The sequence below is a fragment of the Lentibacillus kapialis genome (assembly GCF_014646635.1).
Classification (GTDB): domain Bacteria; phylum Bacillota; class Bacilli; order Bacillales; family Amphibacillaceae; genus Lentibacillus; species Lentibacillus kapialis.
This window is the reverse complement of record NZ_BMNQ01000046.1, coordinates 1-18435: the sequence shown is the minus strand read 5'-3', so window position 1 is coordinate 18435 and position 18435 is coordinate 1. Positions and strand designations below refer to the sequence as shown.

Sequence of the window (18435 nt, the reverse complement as noted above, 5' to 3'; positions counted from 1 at the left end):
ACAGGGATTCTCAGCGTCGTCTGTCAAAAAGGATTCCGTCAATTTTGAAAGTCGGTCAGTTTAGGAAAAATCGGCATTCGCCTCGACTTATAACGATTCTCTTATAAAGTCTTCCATAATTTATACTTTCTTAACTGCCAAAAAATAAAGAACAGTTCGGGGATGAACTGTTCCTTACATGAGGCAGAGAAGAGGCAAGATTGAGGATACAAAAGGAGGGCTTACGTAAATGAATAAGTATGTGTTGGACCCTCCTGTTTCTTGTCCAATTCTGAAAGGCGCCGATTGGTAACAGCTATGATTTCGACCAATTGAGCAATGGTTTCCTCAAGCTGCCGGATTTTCCGGTCCAGCTCATCATACTTGAAATCATCCACATAAGCACTTCCTTTCATCTTGTATGATCCAGTTATAGCACGACAGGGTACAAAAAGGCGAATTGCCATTTTTGAATTTTGGTTAAGTATTCGACATAATTATCTATCCAAACCACACATTTCGACATGTTTTTATTTTAATCACCGGAAAGTTTGACTATTTTTAAACATAAAAACCACTTTTGGTCTTTCGCACGACAAAATCCGACATTGGCAAAAGATTTTAGACAAACTCGGCATTCGCCTCGTCTTATAGCGAATGCCGAAGCTTTTCTTATAAGGTCATCCATCATTTATACTTTCTGACGTTAAAACAAAGCATATGAGCAAAACATTCTTCGTGCTTATAACATTAGAGGGCGATTCTCTCTAAAGAATCGCCCTCGTGATCATTCAATCACCTCAGCAGGATGAATCTCCCCGCTGAAATGAAATTGCTCCAATTTATTTGGTTAACTGTTGGGTTCAATCAATCCGTATTTCCCATCTTTTCGGCGGTATACAACATTTGTAGTACCGGAAACAGCATTGGTAAACACATAGAATGCATGCCCTAGCATATCCATCTGCAATACTGCTTCTTCTGAATCCATTGGTTTTAAATCAAATTGTTTTTTACGGACAATTTCCACATCATCCGTTTCCTCTTGTGCATTTTCCAATTGTGCTTCTTTTTCAAGTTCAGCAAATATGTGTTTCGGAGAACCTTCTTGTCTAAATTTACGATTCACTTTCGTTTTGTATTTGCGGATTTGACGTTCCAATTTATCCACTACTAAATCAATGGATGCATATAAATCGATATGATGCACTTCCGCTCTGAGGAGCAAATTTGGCATTGGAATCGTAACCTCAATCCGTTGTTCATCGTTATAGACACTCAAGTTAACATTTACATCCGATGATGGCGGTGTGTCAAAGTATCTTGCCAATTTGCCGATTTTCTTTTCGACATAATCCCGAATCGCTCCGGTCACCTCAATGTTTTCACCACGAATGTTGTAATTCATAGAAAGTGTCCTCCTTTCATCTTATGTATCTATTATACTACATTCCCGCCTATTTTTCCTGCTAAAACAGGTAAATAAATTATTAAAAAGTGTTGCAAGTTATTTATTCAATCCGCAAAAAGGCGTCACAAGCCCAATAGAGAGATTTCAATAAATTTAAATTTTTCCTTTAAAAAAATTAGAGTGGCGTTCTAGTTTTTGTCGATTTTTGCTAATCTGGAAATATATTTCAATTTGACATATGTGTTCAATCGCTTAACCGCGGATTAATGTCAGAGCATAAACAGCTGGACAGCCATGCTTCTTCAGCACATATGCTGCATGTCTTAGCGTCGTCCCGGTCGTATAGATATCATCGACAAGAAGAACTGGGGCGTTGATTGCAGCAGTCACGTGGAAAGGGTTGGAAGAAGTGACACGTTCCCGGCGTGTTTTCTTGGATTGTTTCTCATGGTGGGTGCGTGTCAGTTTCTCTTCCGATTTCAGCGGTAGAAAATCAGCCAGCATTTTAGCTTGGTTGAAGCCGCGCTCCGCCATGCGCTCTTTACTTAATGGAATGGGCACCGCAATCGTTCCTGAGGCCATAAATGACAAGTTATGGTTAAAAGCATTGTAGTAATCCCTTGCAAATGCTTTTCCGAGACAGTAATCACCGCGGTATTTCCATTTTGAGATCATGTCCTGCATTCTTTCATTATAAGCAAAAACAGAGTGATTACATATCAGAGGATCTTCCTGTAGTGCGTGGAGCTTCCACCATCTGCAGTCAGAGCAAAATTCGTCATCGCTTAGTCGGCTGCACTTGTTACAACGCCTACCTTGAATAATGGTTAGTTGTTCCCTACAAGATGGACAGAGGTTTTTCGGTTCGGATAACCAATAAACCGTTTTCCAGCTGAGTTCAGGGATCATAGCAGCGTCACACCATAAACAATTCATATTAGTGAAAACCTCCACGTTTATTCATTTTTTTGATCGCCTTCACAGCCTTTACCATAGCTTCAGTCCTGCCATCATGAAAAAACACCACTTCACCGGTCGGATCATCCGGACTTCTGCCAGCCCTTCCGGCAATTTGCACAAGCGCGGCTTCGTCAAAAATAGTATGGCCCGCATCCAGAATGGCTACATCGACCGACGGAAAGGTGACACCGCGCTCCAAAATGGTTGTCGTTACCAGAATGTGAAATTGCTTGCCTCGGAACTGTTGAACCCTTTCCTCCCGCTCGTCATCCGAAGCGTGGACAGCCATGACCTTATAATCAGGAAGCTCTGCAGACAGCTTCTGTGCAATCGACTCAGCAAGTTTAATCGTTGGAACAAAAACCAGCAACTGCCGGTTTTGATGTTCTCTGCTAGTAAACCACTTGAAAAATGCATTCGGAGGAACGGATTTTTGCAAGTTTTTCTTCAGTGCATAACACATGTCAAAAATCGGTACGGGAAGCGGATATCCATGGAAACGCTTGGAAACAAATACATGCGGGAGTTTCTTTCGGGTCATCTGCAGCTGTTGATCGCGTCTTGGAGTAGCGGTTAAATAAAGTGTGGTGCCGCCTTCCTTTTTGGCGCGGGTAGCGGCAAACGGAAGAGAGGCATCAGATGTGTAGGGAAATGCATCGACCTCGTCAATAATCATCACGTCAAAAGCACGTTTGAAACGGAACAGCTGGTGTGTTGTTGTAATGATCAGCTGAGCTGTTCCATCCTTTTCAAGACTGCCGCTGAACAGTCCCTGAATGTATATGCCTGAAAATGCCTTGTTCAGTCGGGGCTGCAGCTCACGCACGACATCTGCCCTGGGTGTTGCAATACACACACGTTGCCCCAGTTCTAGGGCTTTAGCTATACCCGGAAATAACATTTCCGTTTTACCTGCACCACAAACAGCCCAGGTTAATAATTCTCGCTCACGATTCACGATAGCACTGACAATTCGATCGGCTGCTTGCTGCTGTGCATGCGTCAATTCTCCCGTCCATGTACATGGATTTTGATGACATGGCCACATATGTTCAGGACCGGTCCATTCATATAATGGCGAATTTTCCACTACCCGCCCCATTTCAATGCATTTACGGCAGTAAATATGTAATTCACCACAATGATGACACGGTAACCGGCCAAATAGGGATTTTTTCTGATTTCCGCAACGCTGGCATTGGTGAAAGGGCCACTTCGATCGGATGGCAGAACAGGGGGCAAAGTACTTGGCATTCAGAAGGGTTTCAAATAAGGGGTCGTCAATAAGTATTTCTTGCCGCAACAGCAGTTTTCCTCCATACCGGCGGCTAAGTTCAGTAGGATCCATGGTTTCACACTCCCGGGAGTTTATGATAGGGGATGAACATTATGAGAACCGGCCGGGCGACCGGCTCTTACTTGGGTGACAGTTTTATCATTTTTTATACCAGCACACACCGACCGCACCCTCACCGAGATGCGTGCCGATAACAGGTCCGAAATAGCTGATCATCGTATCCATTTTCGGGTGCTCAGTATCGAATCTATCTTTCAGATCAACTGCAGCTGATTCATTATTCGCATGAATAAATACCACTTTAAGTTCCTTTCCTTGAGCGGCATCTTCTTCAAGCATTCCCATTATTCGATTTAACGCTTTTTTGCGTGTGCGGATTTTTTCAAATGGGACGATTTTTTTATCGACAAAATGAAGTAACGGTTTTATCTGCAGCAGGCTTCCAATAATTGCCTGCGCTCCGTTCAGCCGGCCGCCGCGTTGCAGATGGCTTAGATCATCTGCCATAAAGTAAGCCTTGATGCTCTGTTTCATTTCATCAAGCCGCTCAATAATGACTTCTGGTGGTTTCGCGGCTATAGACATTTCTGCCGCTTCAAGTACGTAAAAACCCTGTCCCATACAGCTTAATTCTGAATCATAAGGATAAACGTCAATAGTTTCGACCATTTCTGCCGCACTGACAACAGCCTGATAAGTGCCGCTTATGCCGCTTGACAGGTGAATTGAGATAACCGCATCATATTTTCCGGCCAGCTTTTCCAGTTTTTCGGTTATCATACCGATCGACGGTTGTGACGTTTTCGGCAGATCCGTCGTTTCTCTTACTTTATCATAGAACTCGCCTGTTGTGATATCAATTCCTTCACGATAGGAATCATCACCAAAAACAACATTCAGCGGGACAATATGAATATTGTATTGTTCGATTAAAAATTCAGGAATATAGGATGTGCTATCTGTCATTACAGCAATATTCATCGCATACCTTCTCCTCATTCATGTACTATCTTCTTTTATTTTACATCAGCTGAGACAAAAATGCATCAATAGAAAAACTCAGCATTCGTCTCGTCTTATAACATGCCGAAGCTTTTCTTATAAGGTCATCCATAATTTATACTTTCTGACGTTATTAAAAAGACTCTGCAGCCAAAAGACAGCAGAGTCTTAAGCGATTCCGGGCTTTAAAAGATAAAGTTAGCTTTGTACCTCCACCCAGCCTTTGCGAATAGCCGAGACAACAGCTTGGGTCCGGTCATTTACACTCATTTTTTGCAGAATGTTGCTGACGTGGTTTTTGACCGTTTTTTCACTAATGTATAATCTTTCGGCAACACCTCGGTTGCTTTTTCCATCCGCAAGGAGCTGCAACACTTCACATTCCCGGCGGGTCAGTAGATGAAGAGGCTTGTGATATTCAACAGCACCTTCCATCACTGCCGCCGCATTATCCTGGGCTAACCGGCGATATTCCTGAACCAGATTGTGTGTCACTTTCGGGTGGATATATGAACCACCCTCACGGACAACCTTGATCGCTTCAATTAATGCTTCTGAATCCATTTCTTTTAATAGATACCCTTGTGCACCGGTTTTTAAAGCGTGTGTGACATAACTTTCATCATCGTGGATTGAGAGAATGATGATATAAGTATTCGGAAATTTCCTCACAAGGTCAGTTGTAGCCTGTACCCCGTTCACTTTTGGCATGTTAATGTCCATCAGAACAACATCCGGTTTATGCTGCCTGACCAGCTTGGAAGCAACGTTACCATCGTCGCCTTCTGCAATAACGTCAAAGGAAGGCTCGAATTCAAGAATACGTTTGACTCCTTCACGGAATAACTTATGATCGTCTATTAATATAATTTTTGTTCGCTTTTTACTCATCAACTCTTCCTCCCGGGTTATGACTTTGTTTAAATGAAAGCTTACCCCATTACATTTCAAATCCTTCTTAATTTCAGTATACTTAATTTTTTCCAAAACACAATGCTCTTACGAAGCTGAGTACGGAACTTGTATGGTTATATTTGTGCCTTCACCTATTGTTGAATCTACTGACAGGGAACCATCAAGCATTTCAACACGTTCCCGCATACCAATTAATCCAAACGATTTTTCTTGTTTTAATGTAGGATCAAACCCTTTGCCATTGTCATTTATCACCATTTCTATGATTCTCGGATTAATTTCCAATGTCACCTCTATTAACGATGCATCTGCATGCTTAATGGCATTTTGCAAAGCCTCCTGCATTAAACGAAAAAACGCAATTTCATATTTTTGATCCAGACGCTTTTCCTGCCCGACCGCCTCAAATTCGATTTCAATATCATTGTAGTCGGAAACCGTGCCTACATATTTTTTCATGGTCGGAATCAGCCCCAGATCATCCAATGCCATCGGGCGAAGATCATATATTATGCGCCTCACCTCATACAGCGACGAGCGTATCATTTTCCGAACACTTCGGATTTCGCAAAGCGCTTCATCTACTGTGCCTTCACGGAATGTCCGATCAACCAGTTCCGAACGAAGCAATATGTTCGCCAGCATCTGGGCGGGGCCATCGTGAATTTCCCGTGATATTTTACGACGTTCATCTTCTTGTGCTTCAATAATTTTTAGACCGAATTCCTGTTTTTCCCTAGCTTGTTCTATCATTTCATTTACCTGTTTGAAATCATCATTCAAGTAAGTCAGGACGACCGTGATTTTACCAGCCAACCCTTCCGATTTCTGTATAGTCTCATCCAGTGACAACAAGCGGCGTTCAAGGTCTTCCCGTTTATCATGCAACACTTTTTCTTCCTGACGGGAAATGGCGAGTTTTGTCTGCATGGCATGTGTTTTTTCATAGACTTCACGGATTTCGCTTTCCGTATGGTGATCGAATTCTTTACTGACCTCGGCCAATCGTTGTCTGGAAAACTGTACTTTCTGCTCCAGTTCGTCCCCATCGCTGATATGTTTGGCTACTTGTTCTTTCGTTTCCTGCAACTCTTTATAAAGCTGATCATACTCTTCTCGTGCTTCTTCACTGATGCTAAAGATTTCATCCTTGCTGTTTTGTACCATCCCAATGATATCATCGATGACATGATCCAATGCTTTTTCTTCCAGTTTTTGTGCCATCTATCCCACCAGCCTATGTTATAATTATTCGAAAACATTTTGTCGTTTATAGGGGCTTTAGTCATTCTGCCAAGGATCCGCCACGCCCCATTGTCTAGTATAATACCTTCCAGGAGGCAAAAAAACATGTTATCTAACTATTATACCGTAAAAAAGGAAGATTTTGACCAAATAATCATTCAAAAGTCACGATTCATTGGATACGTCAAACGTGTCGAAACGGGAGCCGAAGCACAAACCTTTGTTCAGGAGATTAAAAAGAAGCATCATGACGCCACACATAATTGTTCCGCTTATATGGTCGGCGAACATAACCAAATTCAGAAAGCCAATGATGATGGCGAGCCAAGCGGAACGGCTGGTGTGCCGATTTTGAATGTGCTGAAAAAGCAAAATTTACAAGATACCGCGATTGTGGTGACCCGTTACTTTGGCGGCATAAAGCTTGGTGCCGGGGGATTGATTCGTGCATACAGCAATACCACATCACAAGCGATTCAAACGGCAGGTGTGGTTGAGCGACGACTGATGCAAGGCATTTCAGTCATAGTCGACTACTCATTGCTCGGGAAACTGGAAAATGAATTGCGCCATTCAGATTATATTCTGGATTCAACTAACTATCTTGAAAAAGTGGAATTTATTGTATATGTGCCCGACGGACAGGAGACGGAATTCCGCGACTGGATGATAAATCTCACCAGCGGCCAGGTCGTTTTTGCGGATAAAGGAACGGCATATGTTGAAATTGATGTTTAGCGAGATGAAGATTTGAATCCCGGGGCGATATAGGAAGAGGCACTGTCTCAAAGTTTCGACAGTGCCTCTTCGTCGGCAATCAATATGACGTTTTCATGCTTTTGCAGGATCGATGCGGGGAATTCATTGGTCATCTCACCATTTACTAGCTCCTTCACAGCATCTGCTTTCTTTTCACCGGAAACGAGCAGTACAATCTTCCTACTTTCCATAATTGAGCCGATCCCCATTGTCAAAGCTTTTTTCGGAACATCTTCCATGGAATGGAAAAAACGGGCATTGGCTTGTCGTGTCGATTCATCCAAATCAACGACATGGGTGCGGCTGTCAAACGGTGTCCCTGGTTCATTAAAGCCAATATGTCCGTTCAAGCCGAGACCCAGCACTTGCACATCCACATAGCCAGCATCCTTGATAAGAGCTTCATAATCACGGCATTCTTTTTCCGGATCCATTGCAAAACCATTGGGCAAAAAGGCTTGATCATCCGGTAAATCAATATGACTGAATAATTTTTCATCCATGTAATACCGATAACTATTCGGATCATCTGATGCAAGTCCGACATACTCATCGAGGTTAAATGTGGTGCAATTTGCGTACGAAATCCCGCCTTTGTTATATGCTTCGATCAACTGTTGATACAACCCTTCAGGAGTCGAACCCGTAGCCAGTCCCAGCACACAACCGGCGGATTTTTTAATGTCATCACGCAAGATTTCGCAGGCTTTTTCACTTAACTCATCATAATCTTTCACTCGAATAATATTCATTTACTTGATCCCCCCTGATATGCAATCATACCACGGCATATCGTATATTTAATATCCAAATCATCATCAACCAGCAGCAAATCTGCATCTTTACCCGGTTTTATACTGCCTTTCCGATCAAAAATTCCAACTTGTTTAGCCGGATTTGCCGATGTCATCTGCACGACATGATGAATCGATGCATCCCTAAGCTGTAACATCTGACGGGCACCTTCTGACATTTTTAAAATGCTGCCGGCCAGTGTGCCGTCTTTCAGTATAGCTCGGTCTTCCGTGACCGTCACAGGTTGGCCGCCAAGCTCATAGTTACCTGCTTGTAAACATTTAGCCCGCATCGCATCCGTTATCAGGATCAGGCGTTTACTTCCGACATTAGAGAAAATTAGCTGCAGCATCTCAGGTGATACATGAATCCCGTCAGCGATAAGTTCTGCCCTCAACTCGTCCAACTCAAATGCAGCACCAACCGCTCCAATATCGCGATGATGTATTCCGTTCATCGCATTACAAAGATGTGTCAGTTGTCGCAGGCCATAAGGTATTGCCTTCTTAATGCCCTCAAACCCTGCATCCGTATGTCCTGCTGATACGTTCACACCTGATGTAAACAAGAATTCCATAAATTCACCTGTGGCATCATGTTCCGGGGCCATCGTGATTGTTCTGATTGAATTTCCTGACAAATGCTGCCATTTTTTAAACTGGTTGATATCCGGTTCCATAATATGTTCCAACGGCTGGGCACCCTTTTTATCCGCTTCAATAAACGGGCCTTCCAAATGCACACCAATAACGTCGGCCATACCTTGTTTTGATTGATAATCAGCCACATTCTCAAGTGCTTTATCAGTGTTTTGGGGAGCTTGTGTGATCGTTGTTGCCAGGAAGCTTGTTGTCCCTTCAGCAGGTAGCGCTCCCGCCATAGTGTCCAGGGCCTCTTCTGTAGCATCCATGACATCTGCACCGGCCGCTCCGTGTATGTGACCGTCAATAAAGCCAGGGATTAGATTCAATCCCTCCCCGTCAATGACAATCGCATCTTCCGGTGGTAATGGCTTTTCCGTATGTATTGTTTTTATTATTGTGTCTTCTATTAATAAAGACCCATTCACAACACCATTTTCTTCGGTAAAAATGGCAGTATTTTTAATATAAACAATGTTTTTCAATCGGCTCATCCTTTTATAGTTACTCCAGTAAATGTAGCATATCGATGACGCCAATGTCCATTTAAAACCGACTCATGGATCCATGTGAAAACTGCATCTCCTCTTAGGAAATGCAGTTTCTGTACTTAATGGTTTGGAGTATACGATTTTTCACCCGACAATTCCCTGACCATCTTCTGGATCATCTCTTCTGCCGATTGGATCTTTGCGTTCTCTGTTTCTTTAATTAATTTTTCCATCAGGTATTTGTATCGATCTTGCTCTGCCATTTAAAAAACCGCCTTTATAGTCGTCAAAAACACCAAATTGCTGGTTTTGACAGTTAAGATAGTTCTTTTTCCTGTGCTCCAGCATGTTTTGACACATTTTATTAGTATAAAAGAATCATATCACATTTTACTGATTAATGCTGTCGAAATTTGTCATATCCGGTAATTTCTTTACAGCATTCGTCATGAGGCGTTATTTTCTGTCCGATAACGGTGAAAAAAGGTTAATAGAATGGCTGCAATCAGAGCCCCGGATCCATCTAAAAGAACATCACCAAAATAAGGTGTACGGTTTGCTGTAAAACTTTGATGCAGTTCATCTATTGCAGCATATGCAATTGTCAGAATAAACGATACAATCAACAATGTCCGACGCGTCAGATAGCTTGCCTTTGTGAAGGCAACAAAAAACAGGCAGAATAGAACAAAGAAAACACCGACATGAGCACCTTTGCGCATGAAAAATTCAACAAAACCCTCCACACCCAGCGCAACTACACTCACTTCCGACTGATGATATGTGAATGAAACCCAATCAAGATAAGGTGTCAGAAAAGATAAATCAAACGTTTTTTCCAAAAATGGTTTTACATCCTGGTTCTCATATGGCTGTGCAGACGAATAAAAGATAATGCCCATCCATATAATCGGAAACAACCAGTATCCATACCTTTTCATAATATCCCTCACACCGCCTTCACTATTTGCAATATGTATATTTATCACACTTGAAATTCGCTTTGAGATGAAATATAGTCAAAATTAACGAAAGAAGATAGCAGAAAAATGAAACGTTAGTTGGCAACTATCCGTATAATAACAAACATTATTGTATGAAAGCCAAGGGAACATAAACCTTTATGTTCGACATAACGTGTAACGTGATATAGGCATGTTTCCGTACATGTTATTGCACAAGTTGACATGATATAATAAAGCAAGAGAAATAATATTAGGGAGATAGAGGGGATTGCATGAAAAAAATAGCGATTTTATTTTCTTTTATTTTGCTGCTTATCATTGTCGGTTGTTCAAATAACGAACCGACGCCTCAGGAACGCTTTGATCAATATGCTGATCACTGGAATAATCAGAAGTTTTCCGAAATGTATAAGATGATCACTTCGAAATCGGAAGAGACATATCCGACCGAGAAATTTGTTGATCGATACAAAACCATTTACGGTGATTTAAACATATCCGACCTGGAGGTATCATATAAAAAATTATCTGAAGATCAAATGGAAACCGCTATGGACAAAGGAACAGCACAATTCCCGTTTACCGTTAAGATGGAATCGATCGCAGGCCCGATTTCGTTTGATTATGAAGCCACTCTCATCAGAGAAACGAGTGGAGAAGATGACGAATCGGAGGAAAATTGGTTTGTCAAATGGGATCCCGGTTTTATTTTCCCCGAGATCAAAGACGGTGCTGAAATCCGGCTTGAAACAACCGAACCGAAACGCGGTGAGATACTTGATCGCAACCGAATGCCCTTAGCTTTGAATGATATGGTAAACGAAGTCGGCATCGTACCGGAAAAATTAGGTGACGATCCAGAACAGGCTAAACAGAAGATTGCTGACTTATTGGGAATTTCAATTGAAACCATTAACAACAGCTTGAATCAGGATTGGGTAAAGCCCAATCTGAATGTGCCCATCAAAAAATTGCCGCCTTCAGCAGAGGATACCGTCAGCCAATTACTCGAAATTAACGGTGTCTCAATCCGCGAAGTAACCGGTCGGGTCTATCCGCTCGGAAAAGCCGCGTCCCACCTTACTGGTTATATTAGTCAGGTGACAGCGGAAGATATGGAAGAACTTGACTCTGACAAATATGATGCGAATGATATGGTCGGACAACGCGGCCTTGAATCACTATTCGAGAAAAAACTTAAGGGTGAGAAAGGCGCTAAAATAACAGCTATCGACGAAAACGATGGTGAAACCGTCATTGCTGAAAAGGAAGCTCAAAACGGCGACAACATTGTGACAACAATCAATGTTGATATCCAGGAAGCTATGTATAACGCTTATGATGGCGACACCGGCACTGGCGCAGCCATCAATCCCAAAACCGGCGAGACGCTTGCTTTGGTCAGCAGCCCGGGATTTGCTCCCGACAAATTTTTATACGGCATTTCCCAGTCTGATTACAAAGAACTGAAAAATGATCCGAAAAAGCCGACTTTAAACCGTTTTTCTGCAACGTTTGCGCCCGGCTCTGCCATCAAACCGATAACAGCAGCAATTGGTCTGAATAATGGAAGCATTGTCCCGGGGGAAGGAATAGAGATAAATGGTTTGACATGGAGTAACGGCGAAGACTGGGGTGATTATGAAGTCCGCCGAGTCAGCGAATCGAATGCCCCGGTTGATGTGACCGATGCATTAATCCGTTCCGATAATATCTATTTTGCCAAAAAAGGGGTCGAAATGGGCAGTGAAAAACTTGTTAAGGGGCTCGAGCAATTTGGATTTGGTGAAGATTTACCATTCGACTATCCAATAACAGCACCCTCGGTATCGTCAAGCGGCTCAATTAGTGACGAGGTACTGCTCGCCAATACAAGTTACGGCCAGGGGGAAATTGAAACCAGCGCCCTCCATTTGGCGTTGACTTACACGCCATTCTTAAATGACGGCGATATGTTAAAACCGACTATGCTGGCGGATGCTGAACAAGGAGAAGTCTGGAAGGAAAGTTTGATAACAAGTGATCAGGCTAAGCTGATCCGGGAAGCGCTCCAAAAAGTTGTCGCATCAGAAAAGGGAACAGCAACTGCTGCGAAATCGGCGGATTTTCCCATTTCCGGTAAAACCGGTACAGCTGAACTTAAGCTGACTGCCGATGCTGAAAATGGCAAAGAGAATGGATGGTTTGTCGGTTATCCTTCAGACGATCAGGATATCTTGATTGCCATGATGGTTGAAAATACCCAGGATAAGGGCGGCAGCTCTCACACGGTTGAAAAAGTAACCGACATCCTGAAAGAAGTTAAATAAAAAATGAAGTCTGCCGGATCATAACGGCAGACTTTTTCAATACTATTACTTCTTATTCTATTTACGTGTTTTCCAGAATGAAAATTGGCTTCCGCGGTGCTCTGTCTTGATGAGGTCCGGGTCTTTTTTGTGAATTTTCTCAAGCACAAGGCTGTAATTCATCTCGATTGCCATGAGGTACTTATAAAGCACCACCACACTTAAAGCAATCTGGCCTATCAATAAAACAGACACTATGATCTCACTGTCCTGGAATAATAGTGGCAAGTGAATGAGAGCAATCTCAAGAAGCATCACCCAAAACGCCCTAAGCATAATGGTTAACCCGATTGTTATGATGGCTCCAATAAAAATGAACGCATACTCTTCCATGAAAAGATACATGCTTTCCACCTCCCCTTTGTCACTATTATGGATCAATAAGCTTCTACCAACCTTGACGCAGATCAAATTTTCGAATAAAAATCCAATAAATAAGAGCCATCTCTTTAAAGAGATGGCTCATTAAATGGTTACTTGGCAGGTTTTTTATTAGACTTATGGAATAAGTACCACGCCACAATACCGATTGCGATCAAGGATACAAAAGGACCGAATATTGTTTCTTCGGGGAATGCAACTCCTGCTGTAACCGCTAAGGCCACGATAACTCCCATAAGGGCTTCGCCGGCAATGTAGCCTGATGCCAGCAAAATGCCGCGCTCGTTTTTCGCATCCAGTTCATCTTTATTTTTCGTTCGGCGGCTAATAATCCCTCGGATAAGACCGCCAAGCATTATCGGTGCTGTTGTATGGATAGGCAGATACAAACCGACCGCAAACGGCAGAGAACCAATGCCGAACAGTTCAACTGTTGCAGCAGCCGCTGCCCCGATAAAGATCAAATTCCACGGCAGATCACCGTTCATAATGCCATCGACAATCATTGACATCAGCACCGCCTGTGGTGCGGGCAGTTCCGCTGAACCAAATCCATACGCGTTGTCAAGCAATATCAGAATAAAGCCAATGACAATACTTGAAATCAGGACACCGTACAACTGTGCAATTTGCTGCCATCTAGGTGTCGCGCCCACAATATAACCTGTCTTCAAATCCTGTGACGTATCACCGGCAATAGCCGCTGCAATACACACAACTGAACCAATGATGATAGCTGTCGCTGCACCTGCTTGTCCGGTCTGGCCAATAGCCGAAAGTGTAAGTGAAATAAAAATCAGTGCACCTATTGTCATACCGGAAACCGGGTTGGATGAACTTCCAACAACACCGACGATTCTGGATGATACGGTCACGAAGAAGAAACCGAAAATAAACAGTAAAACAGCGCCAATAAAACCGACATTAATGGTCGGATAGAACAATAAAATGCCCATAAATATAACCGTCAGGACAGCAATTAATGACATCGGGAGGTCTCTGTCTGTACGCAAGTCGGTCGTATCACCAGACGCTGAAAAACCTTTGATCGATCCGGTAAATGATGAGATGATCGTCGGCATGGTCTTGATCAATCCCATAATACCGCCAAATGCTACCGCGCCGGCACCAATATACCGCAGATAATTATCCCAGATATCATGAAAACCCATTTCAGAAATCGGTACCTCACCAGGATAAATTGGTGTGGCGGCGACATCACCAATAAAGCTGATCAACGGAATGATTCCGAGCCAGCCCAGAACACCACCGGCAAACATAATGCCTGCAATTCGCGGCCCAATGATATAGCCGACACCAAGCATCGCGGGTAGCGTATCCATGCCAATTGCAGCGTTTTTAAATTTGTAAATTTCCCACTCGACAGTTGAAGGGAAAGCTTTGACTGCATCCGTCAACAGTTTGAATACTGCACCGATGCCAAGACCGCCCATGACCAGTTTAGCACCCTTACCACCTTCTTCACCTGCATGAAGCACTTCGGCACACGCAGTTCCCTCCGGATATGGAAGTGTTTCATGTTCTTTAACAATCAACGCACGGCGCAGCGGAATCATCAGAACAACCCCTAATATACCGCCGGCCAATGCAATAATGGCAATGGTCGTCAAACTTGGTTCAAGCTGCCAGATAAACAGTGCAGGCAATGTGAATATGACACCTGCAGCAAGTGATTCCCCTGTCGAGGTAATCGTCTGGACAATATTATTTTCCAAAATGGATGTCCGTTTCATAATAATCCGAAGCACGGCCATCGAAATAACCGCAGCCGGAATTGACGCTGAAACCGTCATCCCAACAATAAGTCCCAAATAAGCATTTGCCGCACCAAAGACTATTGCCAGCACAGCACCAATAATCATGGCAACCCATGTAAATTGAGGCGGGTTCTGTGAAGCCGGCACGTACGGCTTGAATTCACTTTGATTATTCTGTTTTGACATGTTAACACTCCCTATAATTCTATGTTGATAAAATGAAGTCTATTTCGTGTTAATGTTAAGATAATTGATAATAAAGAGTAAATTTCCCGAAAATAGAAATTCCTTACGAGGGCAACCAGCCATCGTAAGGAATAAGTCTTCATTTTATTATTACAAGACAACAAACGTGTTGCATTGTTAACGTATCATATCATACTTTTTAATTCGAGAAAAGAAACGTATATTAATTTCCAGTAATTGCAGTTACTGCAAAGCTAAGACACCGCTTTTTTAATCCGGCTATTTATTCAGAATCGACCGAACGCATTGTGTGACATCATCGCCGGTAATATCAGCCATGTAGCGGTCCTCCGGTAATTTCCGTTCTTTACCGGCCTCTTTCAAATAATGAATGCCTTTTTTCATACATGATTTATATCGTGCATTCGTGTTATTGATTTCCGATTTAAATTTCTCGTCAGTCCCTGCAGCAACAAATTCATCGTATAGATCGACAATAATTTCTCCTTCACGTTCAGGATAAAATTCATGCGGCTCTGTACTGTCGAAAATACAAAAATCCAAATCACGCACCAGTACCATATCGACACTTTTTGGATCAAAACTGCAATAGTACAGCTCTACATCACGTCCGTAATCCGCACATGCAGCAGCGATTTTTTTCATGAATACAGATTTTCCTGTACCGGCACGACCTTTAATGTAATAAACCTGGTCTATGTTTTGGATCAAGTGAGGAACAACATTCACCACACCATCAGCCGTATTGGTGCCAAAAAGTCTTGTGTAAGTGTGAGGCATACGATTCTTCTTTGGTACATTGTGAAGCAAATCTTGTATGAATTGTTCGGCAAACGCATCTGCATGGTCAAAATCCATTTGATTAATGTATATATTTTCGAGCTCATCGTGGATTTTCAACCCTTCTGCAAAGCTGTCGTATGCTTGTTGTGTGAGGCGATTTACTTCTGACAAATCGTGTTCTTTTTCCGGGAATGATTCCGTTAGATCAACTACATTGGTGCTAGTGGTGGCAACTGCCTCATCGATAAACGCCAATGATTTATCACGGATGATGATACCGTCGAGATAGTCATTCCCAAGAGAGCTTTGAAGAATCTCAAGATCATCATCATTACGCAAATTTGTCAGTTGCTTTATGATGGCTGTTTTAAGTGCAGCAGACGGATGCTTCAGCGCTACGATTTTACTAATATTATGCAGATTTGTATCAAGATAGTTGACCAGACCTTCTGCTGTGTTACCCGTGACGTAGTAATGGAGATCGTGCATGGAAACACCTCCTTTTTTATAAAAACTTATGACATCGCCTATATAGTATATGTGGAAGAGAGGGATTTGTGATGTAATAAGATTTAGATTTTTAATATCCACTTAGTTCGGTTGAAACTTACTAAGAAACTCCATGAAATCAGCTTTCATAGCAAGAGAGCGTCCGCCAAAGCTGGATATTCCATACGAACGGATTCTCATTCCGCTATATGGACAAAAATAACCTTGTTTTGCGTTGAAATGAATCCTCATTCCGCTATTCGGGTTAAAATGGGGCCAAACTATGGCAAAAAAGGCGAATAGCGGAATGAGGAACCGCTAACGTGCTGGGAAAGCCTTGATTGACACAAATAGCGGAATGAGGAACCGAGTTGAATGCGGAATAACTTGGAACGTTATTTCTCTATATCAAAACCTGAGATGGTGCCAAAACTGCCGTTTATCGCCTGACCTGTCCGTTGATATTTCTCTATACCAAAATCTGAGATGGTCCCCAGCCAACGGATGATATACCAATATCCAACCCTAAAATCTTTTTCATCACCTTGACCCCCGCTTGATATTTATTCAAATTTTTCAATAGTTTAAAAGCTAGTTAAATTATACTAAGACTTGGTAATTATTACAAATATATTAAGAAACGTTTTTCAGCAAGCACCATCCGTAATAATAAACATGTCACACCTTCCAGAATCAATACCTATCCTCCCGCCGATCACGAAAGACCGGTATCTTGCCTCTAACTTCATCAACCTTATCCAAATCAATTTCAGCAAGCACCATTTTCTCATCATCGCCACCTTCTGTTACAATTTCGCCCCATGGATCAACCACAAGGGACATGCCGCCGAATTCATTTTTCGGATCAGCACCAACCCGGTTGCATGCAATGATATAACATTGATTTTCAATCGCCCGGGCCTGCAGCAACGTCTTCCAATGATCTATACGTGGTTTAGGCCATTCCGCTACAACATACATCACTTTAGCCCCGTTCACGGCCGATTTGCGCATCCATTCCGGAAAACGGATATCGTAACATATAAATCCGGCCGAGGGGACTTCTTCCAACTCAAAATCAGCTTCGTCCTCACCTTCGACAAGATGCAGGTGCTCATCCATCAGCTGAAATAAATGTAACTTGCTGTATTTATGAACAAGCTTGCCATTCTGGTCAATTACCAACATGGTATTTTTCTTGCCATCACGACTATTTTCAGCAACAGAACCGCCTATGAAGATGACATTATGCTGTTTGGCCAAATCACTTAAAAACTCAGTTGTCGCATGAGCATCTTTGTCAGCAAGCACGTCAAAACGTTCCAGATCATAGCCTGTATCCCACAGTTCAGGCAATATAATCATATGCGCCCCTGACTGAACCGCATCCATCACCCACTTATTGACACGAGCGAAATTCACTTTCGGGTCACCATAGGCTATATCCATTTGTATTAGTGCAACTTTCTTCTTCATATTAGCCGCTACCTCCTAAAATTCAAATTCCCTCTGCTTCTATAATCGAATCTAAACCGGAAAATGGGGTATGCAAAAACTGAAAATTTATTACTTGAACCAAACCCTAAATCGGCTCTCAGTTCGATTGTAATATAAACAAGCGAATAACACAGCCATCCTCTTTAATTTCATGAAAAAAACCTTACGCGTTGCAGGAACAATACGTTTCTCTAATAACATCAGACATGATTAATCCATGGATGACTTTACAAGACAAATTTCGGCACTTGTGCCGGGTTGCCGATCACCTGAATACCGAACATCATTGCAACAAAAATTATATTAGAAAAACTCGGCATTCGCCTCGTCTTATAGCGAATGCCGAAGCTTTTCTTATAAGGTCATCCATAATTTATACTTTCTGACGTTAATCGAGTAGGAGACTAATCATTAGTTGATTAGTCGTCCTCTCACACCACCGTACGTACGGTTCCGTATACGGCGGTTCAATAGTTTGAGTACGCACGCCTA

17 protein-coding genes are annotated in these 18435 nt (G+C 42.5%); 2 read left to right on the top strand and 15 right to left on the bottom strand.

Annotated features, from left to right (window positions below):
* Positions 1-221: 221 nt before the first annotated feature.
* The 7 genes from IEW67_RS13420 to IEW67_RS13390 form a co-directional block, all read right to left on the bottom strand.
* Positions 222-377 carry a hypothetical protein gene (locus IEW67_RS13420; RefSeq protein WP_188633592.1) on the bottom strand — a complete coding sequence of 52 codons (156 nt, stop codon included), beginning with the start codon at positions 375-377 and terminating at the stop codon, positions 222-224.
* A 452-nt stretch (positions 378-829) separates the two neighbouring features.
* On the bottom strand, positions 830-1387 hold the full coding sequence (gene hpf, locus IEW67_RS13415; protein ID WP_188633591.1) for a ribosome hibernation-promoting factor, HPF/YfiA family: 558 nt from the start codon (positions 1385-1387) through the stop codon (positions 830-832).
* Positions 1388-1642: 255 nt separating this feature from the next.
* Entirely contained in the window at positions 1643-2065 is a 423-nt protein-coding gene (locus tag IEW67_RS18210; protein ID WP_229671849.1) for a ComF family protein, read from the bottom strand.
* Between the two features lie 262 nt (positions 2066-2327).
* The gene (locus IEW67_RS13405) at positions 2328-3698 is read right to left on the bottom strand and encodes an ATP-dependent helicase ComFA (protein WP_188633589.1); all 1371 of its coding nucleotides are present in this window, start codon (positions 3696-3698) and stop codon (positions 2328-2330) included.
* Between the two features lie 87 nt (positions 3699-3785).
* Entirely contained in the window at positions 3786-4628 is an 843-nt protein-coding gene (gene fakB, locus IEW67_RS13400) for a DegV family protein (protein ID WP_188633588.1), read from the bottom strand.
* A gap of 219 nt (positions 4629-4847) precedes the next feature.
* Positions 4848-5540 (bottom strand): response regulator, encoded by a 693-nt coding sequence (locus IEW67_RS13395; protein ID WP_188633587.1) that lies wholly within the window; start codon positions 5538-5540, stop codon positions 4848-4850.
* A gap of 108 nt (positions 5541-5648) precedes the next feature.
* Positions 5649-6788 (bottom strand): sensor histidine kinase, encoded by a 1140-nt coding sequence (locus tag IEW67_RS13390; RefSeq protein WP_188633586.1) that lies wholly within the window; start codon positions 6786-6788, stop codon positions 5649-5651.
* Between the two features lie 126 nt (positions 6789-6914).
* Between IEW67_RS13390 and IEW67_RS13385 the strand changes: the two genes are divergently transcribed.
* On the top strand, positions 6915-7547 hold the full coding sequence (locus IEW67_RS13385) for a YigZ family protein (protein WP_188633585.1): 633 nt from the start codon (positions 6915-6917) through the stop codon (positions 7545-7547).
* Between the two features lie 47 nt (positions 7548-7594).
* Here the strand turns inward: IEW67_RS13385 and nagB are convergent, their stop codons facing one another.
* From nagB to IEW67_RS13365, 4 genes are all read right to left on the bottom strand, one after another.
* On the bottom strand, positions 7595-8320 hold the full coding sequence (gene nagB, locus IEW67_RS13380) for a glucosamine-6-phosphate deaminase (RefSeq protein WP_188633584.1): 726 nt from the start codon (positions 8318-8320) through the stop codon (positions 7595-7597).
* The gene (gene nagA / locus IEW67_RS13375) at positions 8317-9498 is read right to left on the bottom strand and encodes an N-acetylglucosamine-6-phosphate deacetylase (RefSeq protein ID WP_188633583.1); all 1182 of its coding nucleotides are present in this window, start codon (positions 9496-9498) and stop codon (positions 8317-8319) included. Before nagA ends, nagB begins: the two co-directional genes overlap by 4 nt.
* 116 nt (positions 9499-9614) lie before the next feature.
* Positions 9615-9758 carry a hypothetical protein gene (locus IEW67_RS13370; RefSeq protein ID WP_188633582.1) on the bottom strand — a complete coding sequence of 48 codons (144 nt, stop codon included), beginning with the start codon at positions 9756-9758 and terminating at the stop codon, positions 9615-9617.
* Positions 9759-9941: 183 nt separating this feature from the next.
* A complete protein-coding gene (locus tag IEW67_RS13365; RefSeq protein WP_188633581.1) occupies positions 9942-10436 on the bottom strand; it encodes a VanZ family protein in 495 nt (164 codons plus the stop codon).
* Between the two features lie 296 nt (positions 10437-10732).
* Here IEW67_RS13365 and IEW67_RS13360 point away from each other — a divergent pair, with 296 nt between their 5' ends.
* Complete coding sequence (locus IEW67_RS13360) at positions 10733-12769, top strand: penicillin-binding transpeptidase domain-containing protein (RefSeq protein ID WP_188633580.1); 2037 nt, start codon at positions 10733-10735, stop codon at positions 12767-12769.
* 57 nt (positions 12770-12826) lie between these two features.
* On the opposite strand, the gene IEW67_RS13355 is transcribed toward IEW67_RS13360, so the two are convergent.
* The 4 genes from IEW67_RS13355 to IEW67_RS13340 form a co-directional block, all read right to left on the bottom strand.
* Positions 12827-13153, bottom strand: a complete 327-nt coding sequence (locus IEW67_RS13355; protein ID WP_188633579.1) for a hypothetical protein — start codon at positions 13151-13153, stop codon at positions 12827-12829.
* Between the two features lie 128 nt (positions 13154-13281).
* Positions 13282-15153: an OPT family oligopeptide transporter gene (locus IEW67_RS13350; RefSeq protein WP_188633578.1), complete on the bottom strand. Its 1872-nt coding sequence runs from the start codon at positions 15151-15153 to the stop codon at positions 13282-13284.
* Between the two features lie 279 nt (positions 15154-15432).
* Positions 15433-16446, bottom strand: a complete 1014-nt coding sequence (locus IEW67_RS13345) for a hypothetical protein (protein WP_188633577.1) — start codon at positions 16444-16446, stop codon at positions 15433-15435.
* Positions 16447-17139: 693 nt separating this feature from the next.
* Positions 17140-17922 (bottom strand): carbon-nitrogen family hydrolase, encoded by a 783-nt coding sequence (locus IEW67_RS13340; RefSeq protein WP_188633576.1) that lies wholly within the window; start codon positions 17920-17922, stop codon positions 17140-17142.
* Between the last annotated feature and the right edge of the window lie 513 nt (positions 17923-18435).

What these genes read in the sequence shown, in the direction of transcription:
- hpf (WP_188633591.1), bottom strand. Translation starts at nt 1,387, where the DNA reads ATGAATTACAACATTCGTGGTGAAAACATTGAGGTGACCGGAGCGATT.
- IEW67_RS18210 (WP_229671849.1), bottom strand. Translation starts at nt 2,065, where the DNA reads ATGATCTCAAAATGGAAATACCGCGGTGATTACTGTCTCGGAAAAGCA.
- IEW67_RS13405 (WP_188633589.1), bottom strand. Translation starts at nt 3,698, where the DNA reads ATGGATCCTACTGAACTTAGCCGCCGGTATGGAGGAAAACTGCTGTTG.
- fakB (WP_188633588.1), bottom strand. Translation starts at nt 4,628, where the DNA reads ATGAATATTGCTGTAATGACAGATAGCACATCCTATATTCCTGAATTT.
- IEW67_RS13395 (WP_188633587.1), bottom strand. Translation starts at nt 5,540, where the DNA reads ATGAGTAAAAAGCGAACAAAAATTATATTAATAGACGATCATAAGTTA.
- IEW67_RS13390 (WP_188633586.1), bottom strand. Translation starts at nt 6,788, where the DNA reads ATGGCACAAAAACTGGAAGAAAAAGCATTGGATCATGTCATCGATGAT.
- IEW67_RS13385 (WP_188633585.1), top strand. Translation starts at nt 6,915, where the DNA reads ATGTTATCTAACTATTATACCGTAAAAAAGGAAGATTTTGACCAAATA.
- nagB (WP_188633584.1), bottom strand. Translation starts at nt 8,320, where the DNA reads ATGAATATTATTCGAGTGAAAGATTATGATGAGTTAAGTGAAAAAGCC.
- nagA (WP_188633583.1), bottom strand. Translation starts at nt 9,498, where the DNA reads ATGAGCCGATTGAAAAACATTGTTTATATTAAAAATACTGCCATTTTT.
- IEW67_RS13370 (WP_188633582.1), bottom strand. Translation starts at nt 9,758, where the DNA reads ATGGCAGAGCAAGATCGATACAAATACCTGATGGAAAAATTAATTAAA.
- IEW67_RS13365 (WP_188633581.1), bottom strand. Translation starts at nt 10,436, where the DNA reads ATGAAAAGGTATGGATACTGGTTGTTTCCGATTATATGGATGGGCATT.
- IEW67_RS13360 (WP_188633580.1), top strand. Translation starts at nt 10,733, where the DNA reads ATGAAAAAAATAGCGATTTTATTTTCTTTTATTTTGCTGCTTATCATT.
- IEW67_RS13355 (WP_188633579.1), bottom strand. Translation starts at nt 13,153, where the DNA reads ATGTATCTTTTCATGGAAGAGTATGCGTTCATTTTTATTGGAGCCATC.
- IEW67_RS13350 (WP_188633578.1), bottom strand. Translation starts at nt 15,153, where the DNA reads ATGTCAAAACAGAATAATCAAAGTGAATTCAAGCCGTACGTGCCGGCT.
- IEW67_RS13345 (WP_188633577.1), bottom strand. Translation starts at nt 16,446, where the DNA reads ATGCACGATCTCCATTACTACGTCACGGGTAACACAGCAGAAGGTCTG.
- IEW67_RS13340 (WP_188633576.1), bottom strand. Translation starts at nt 17,922, where the DNA reads ATGAAGAAGAAAGTTGCACTAATACAAATGGATATAGCCTATGGTGAC.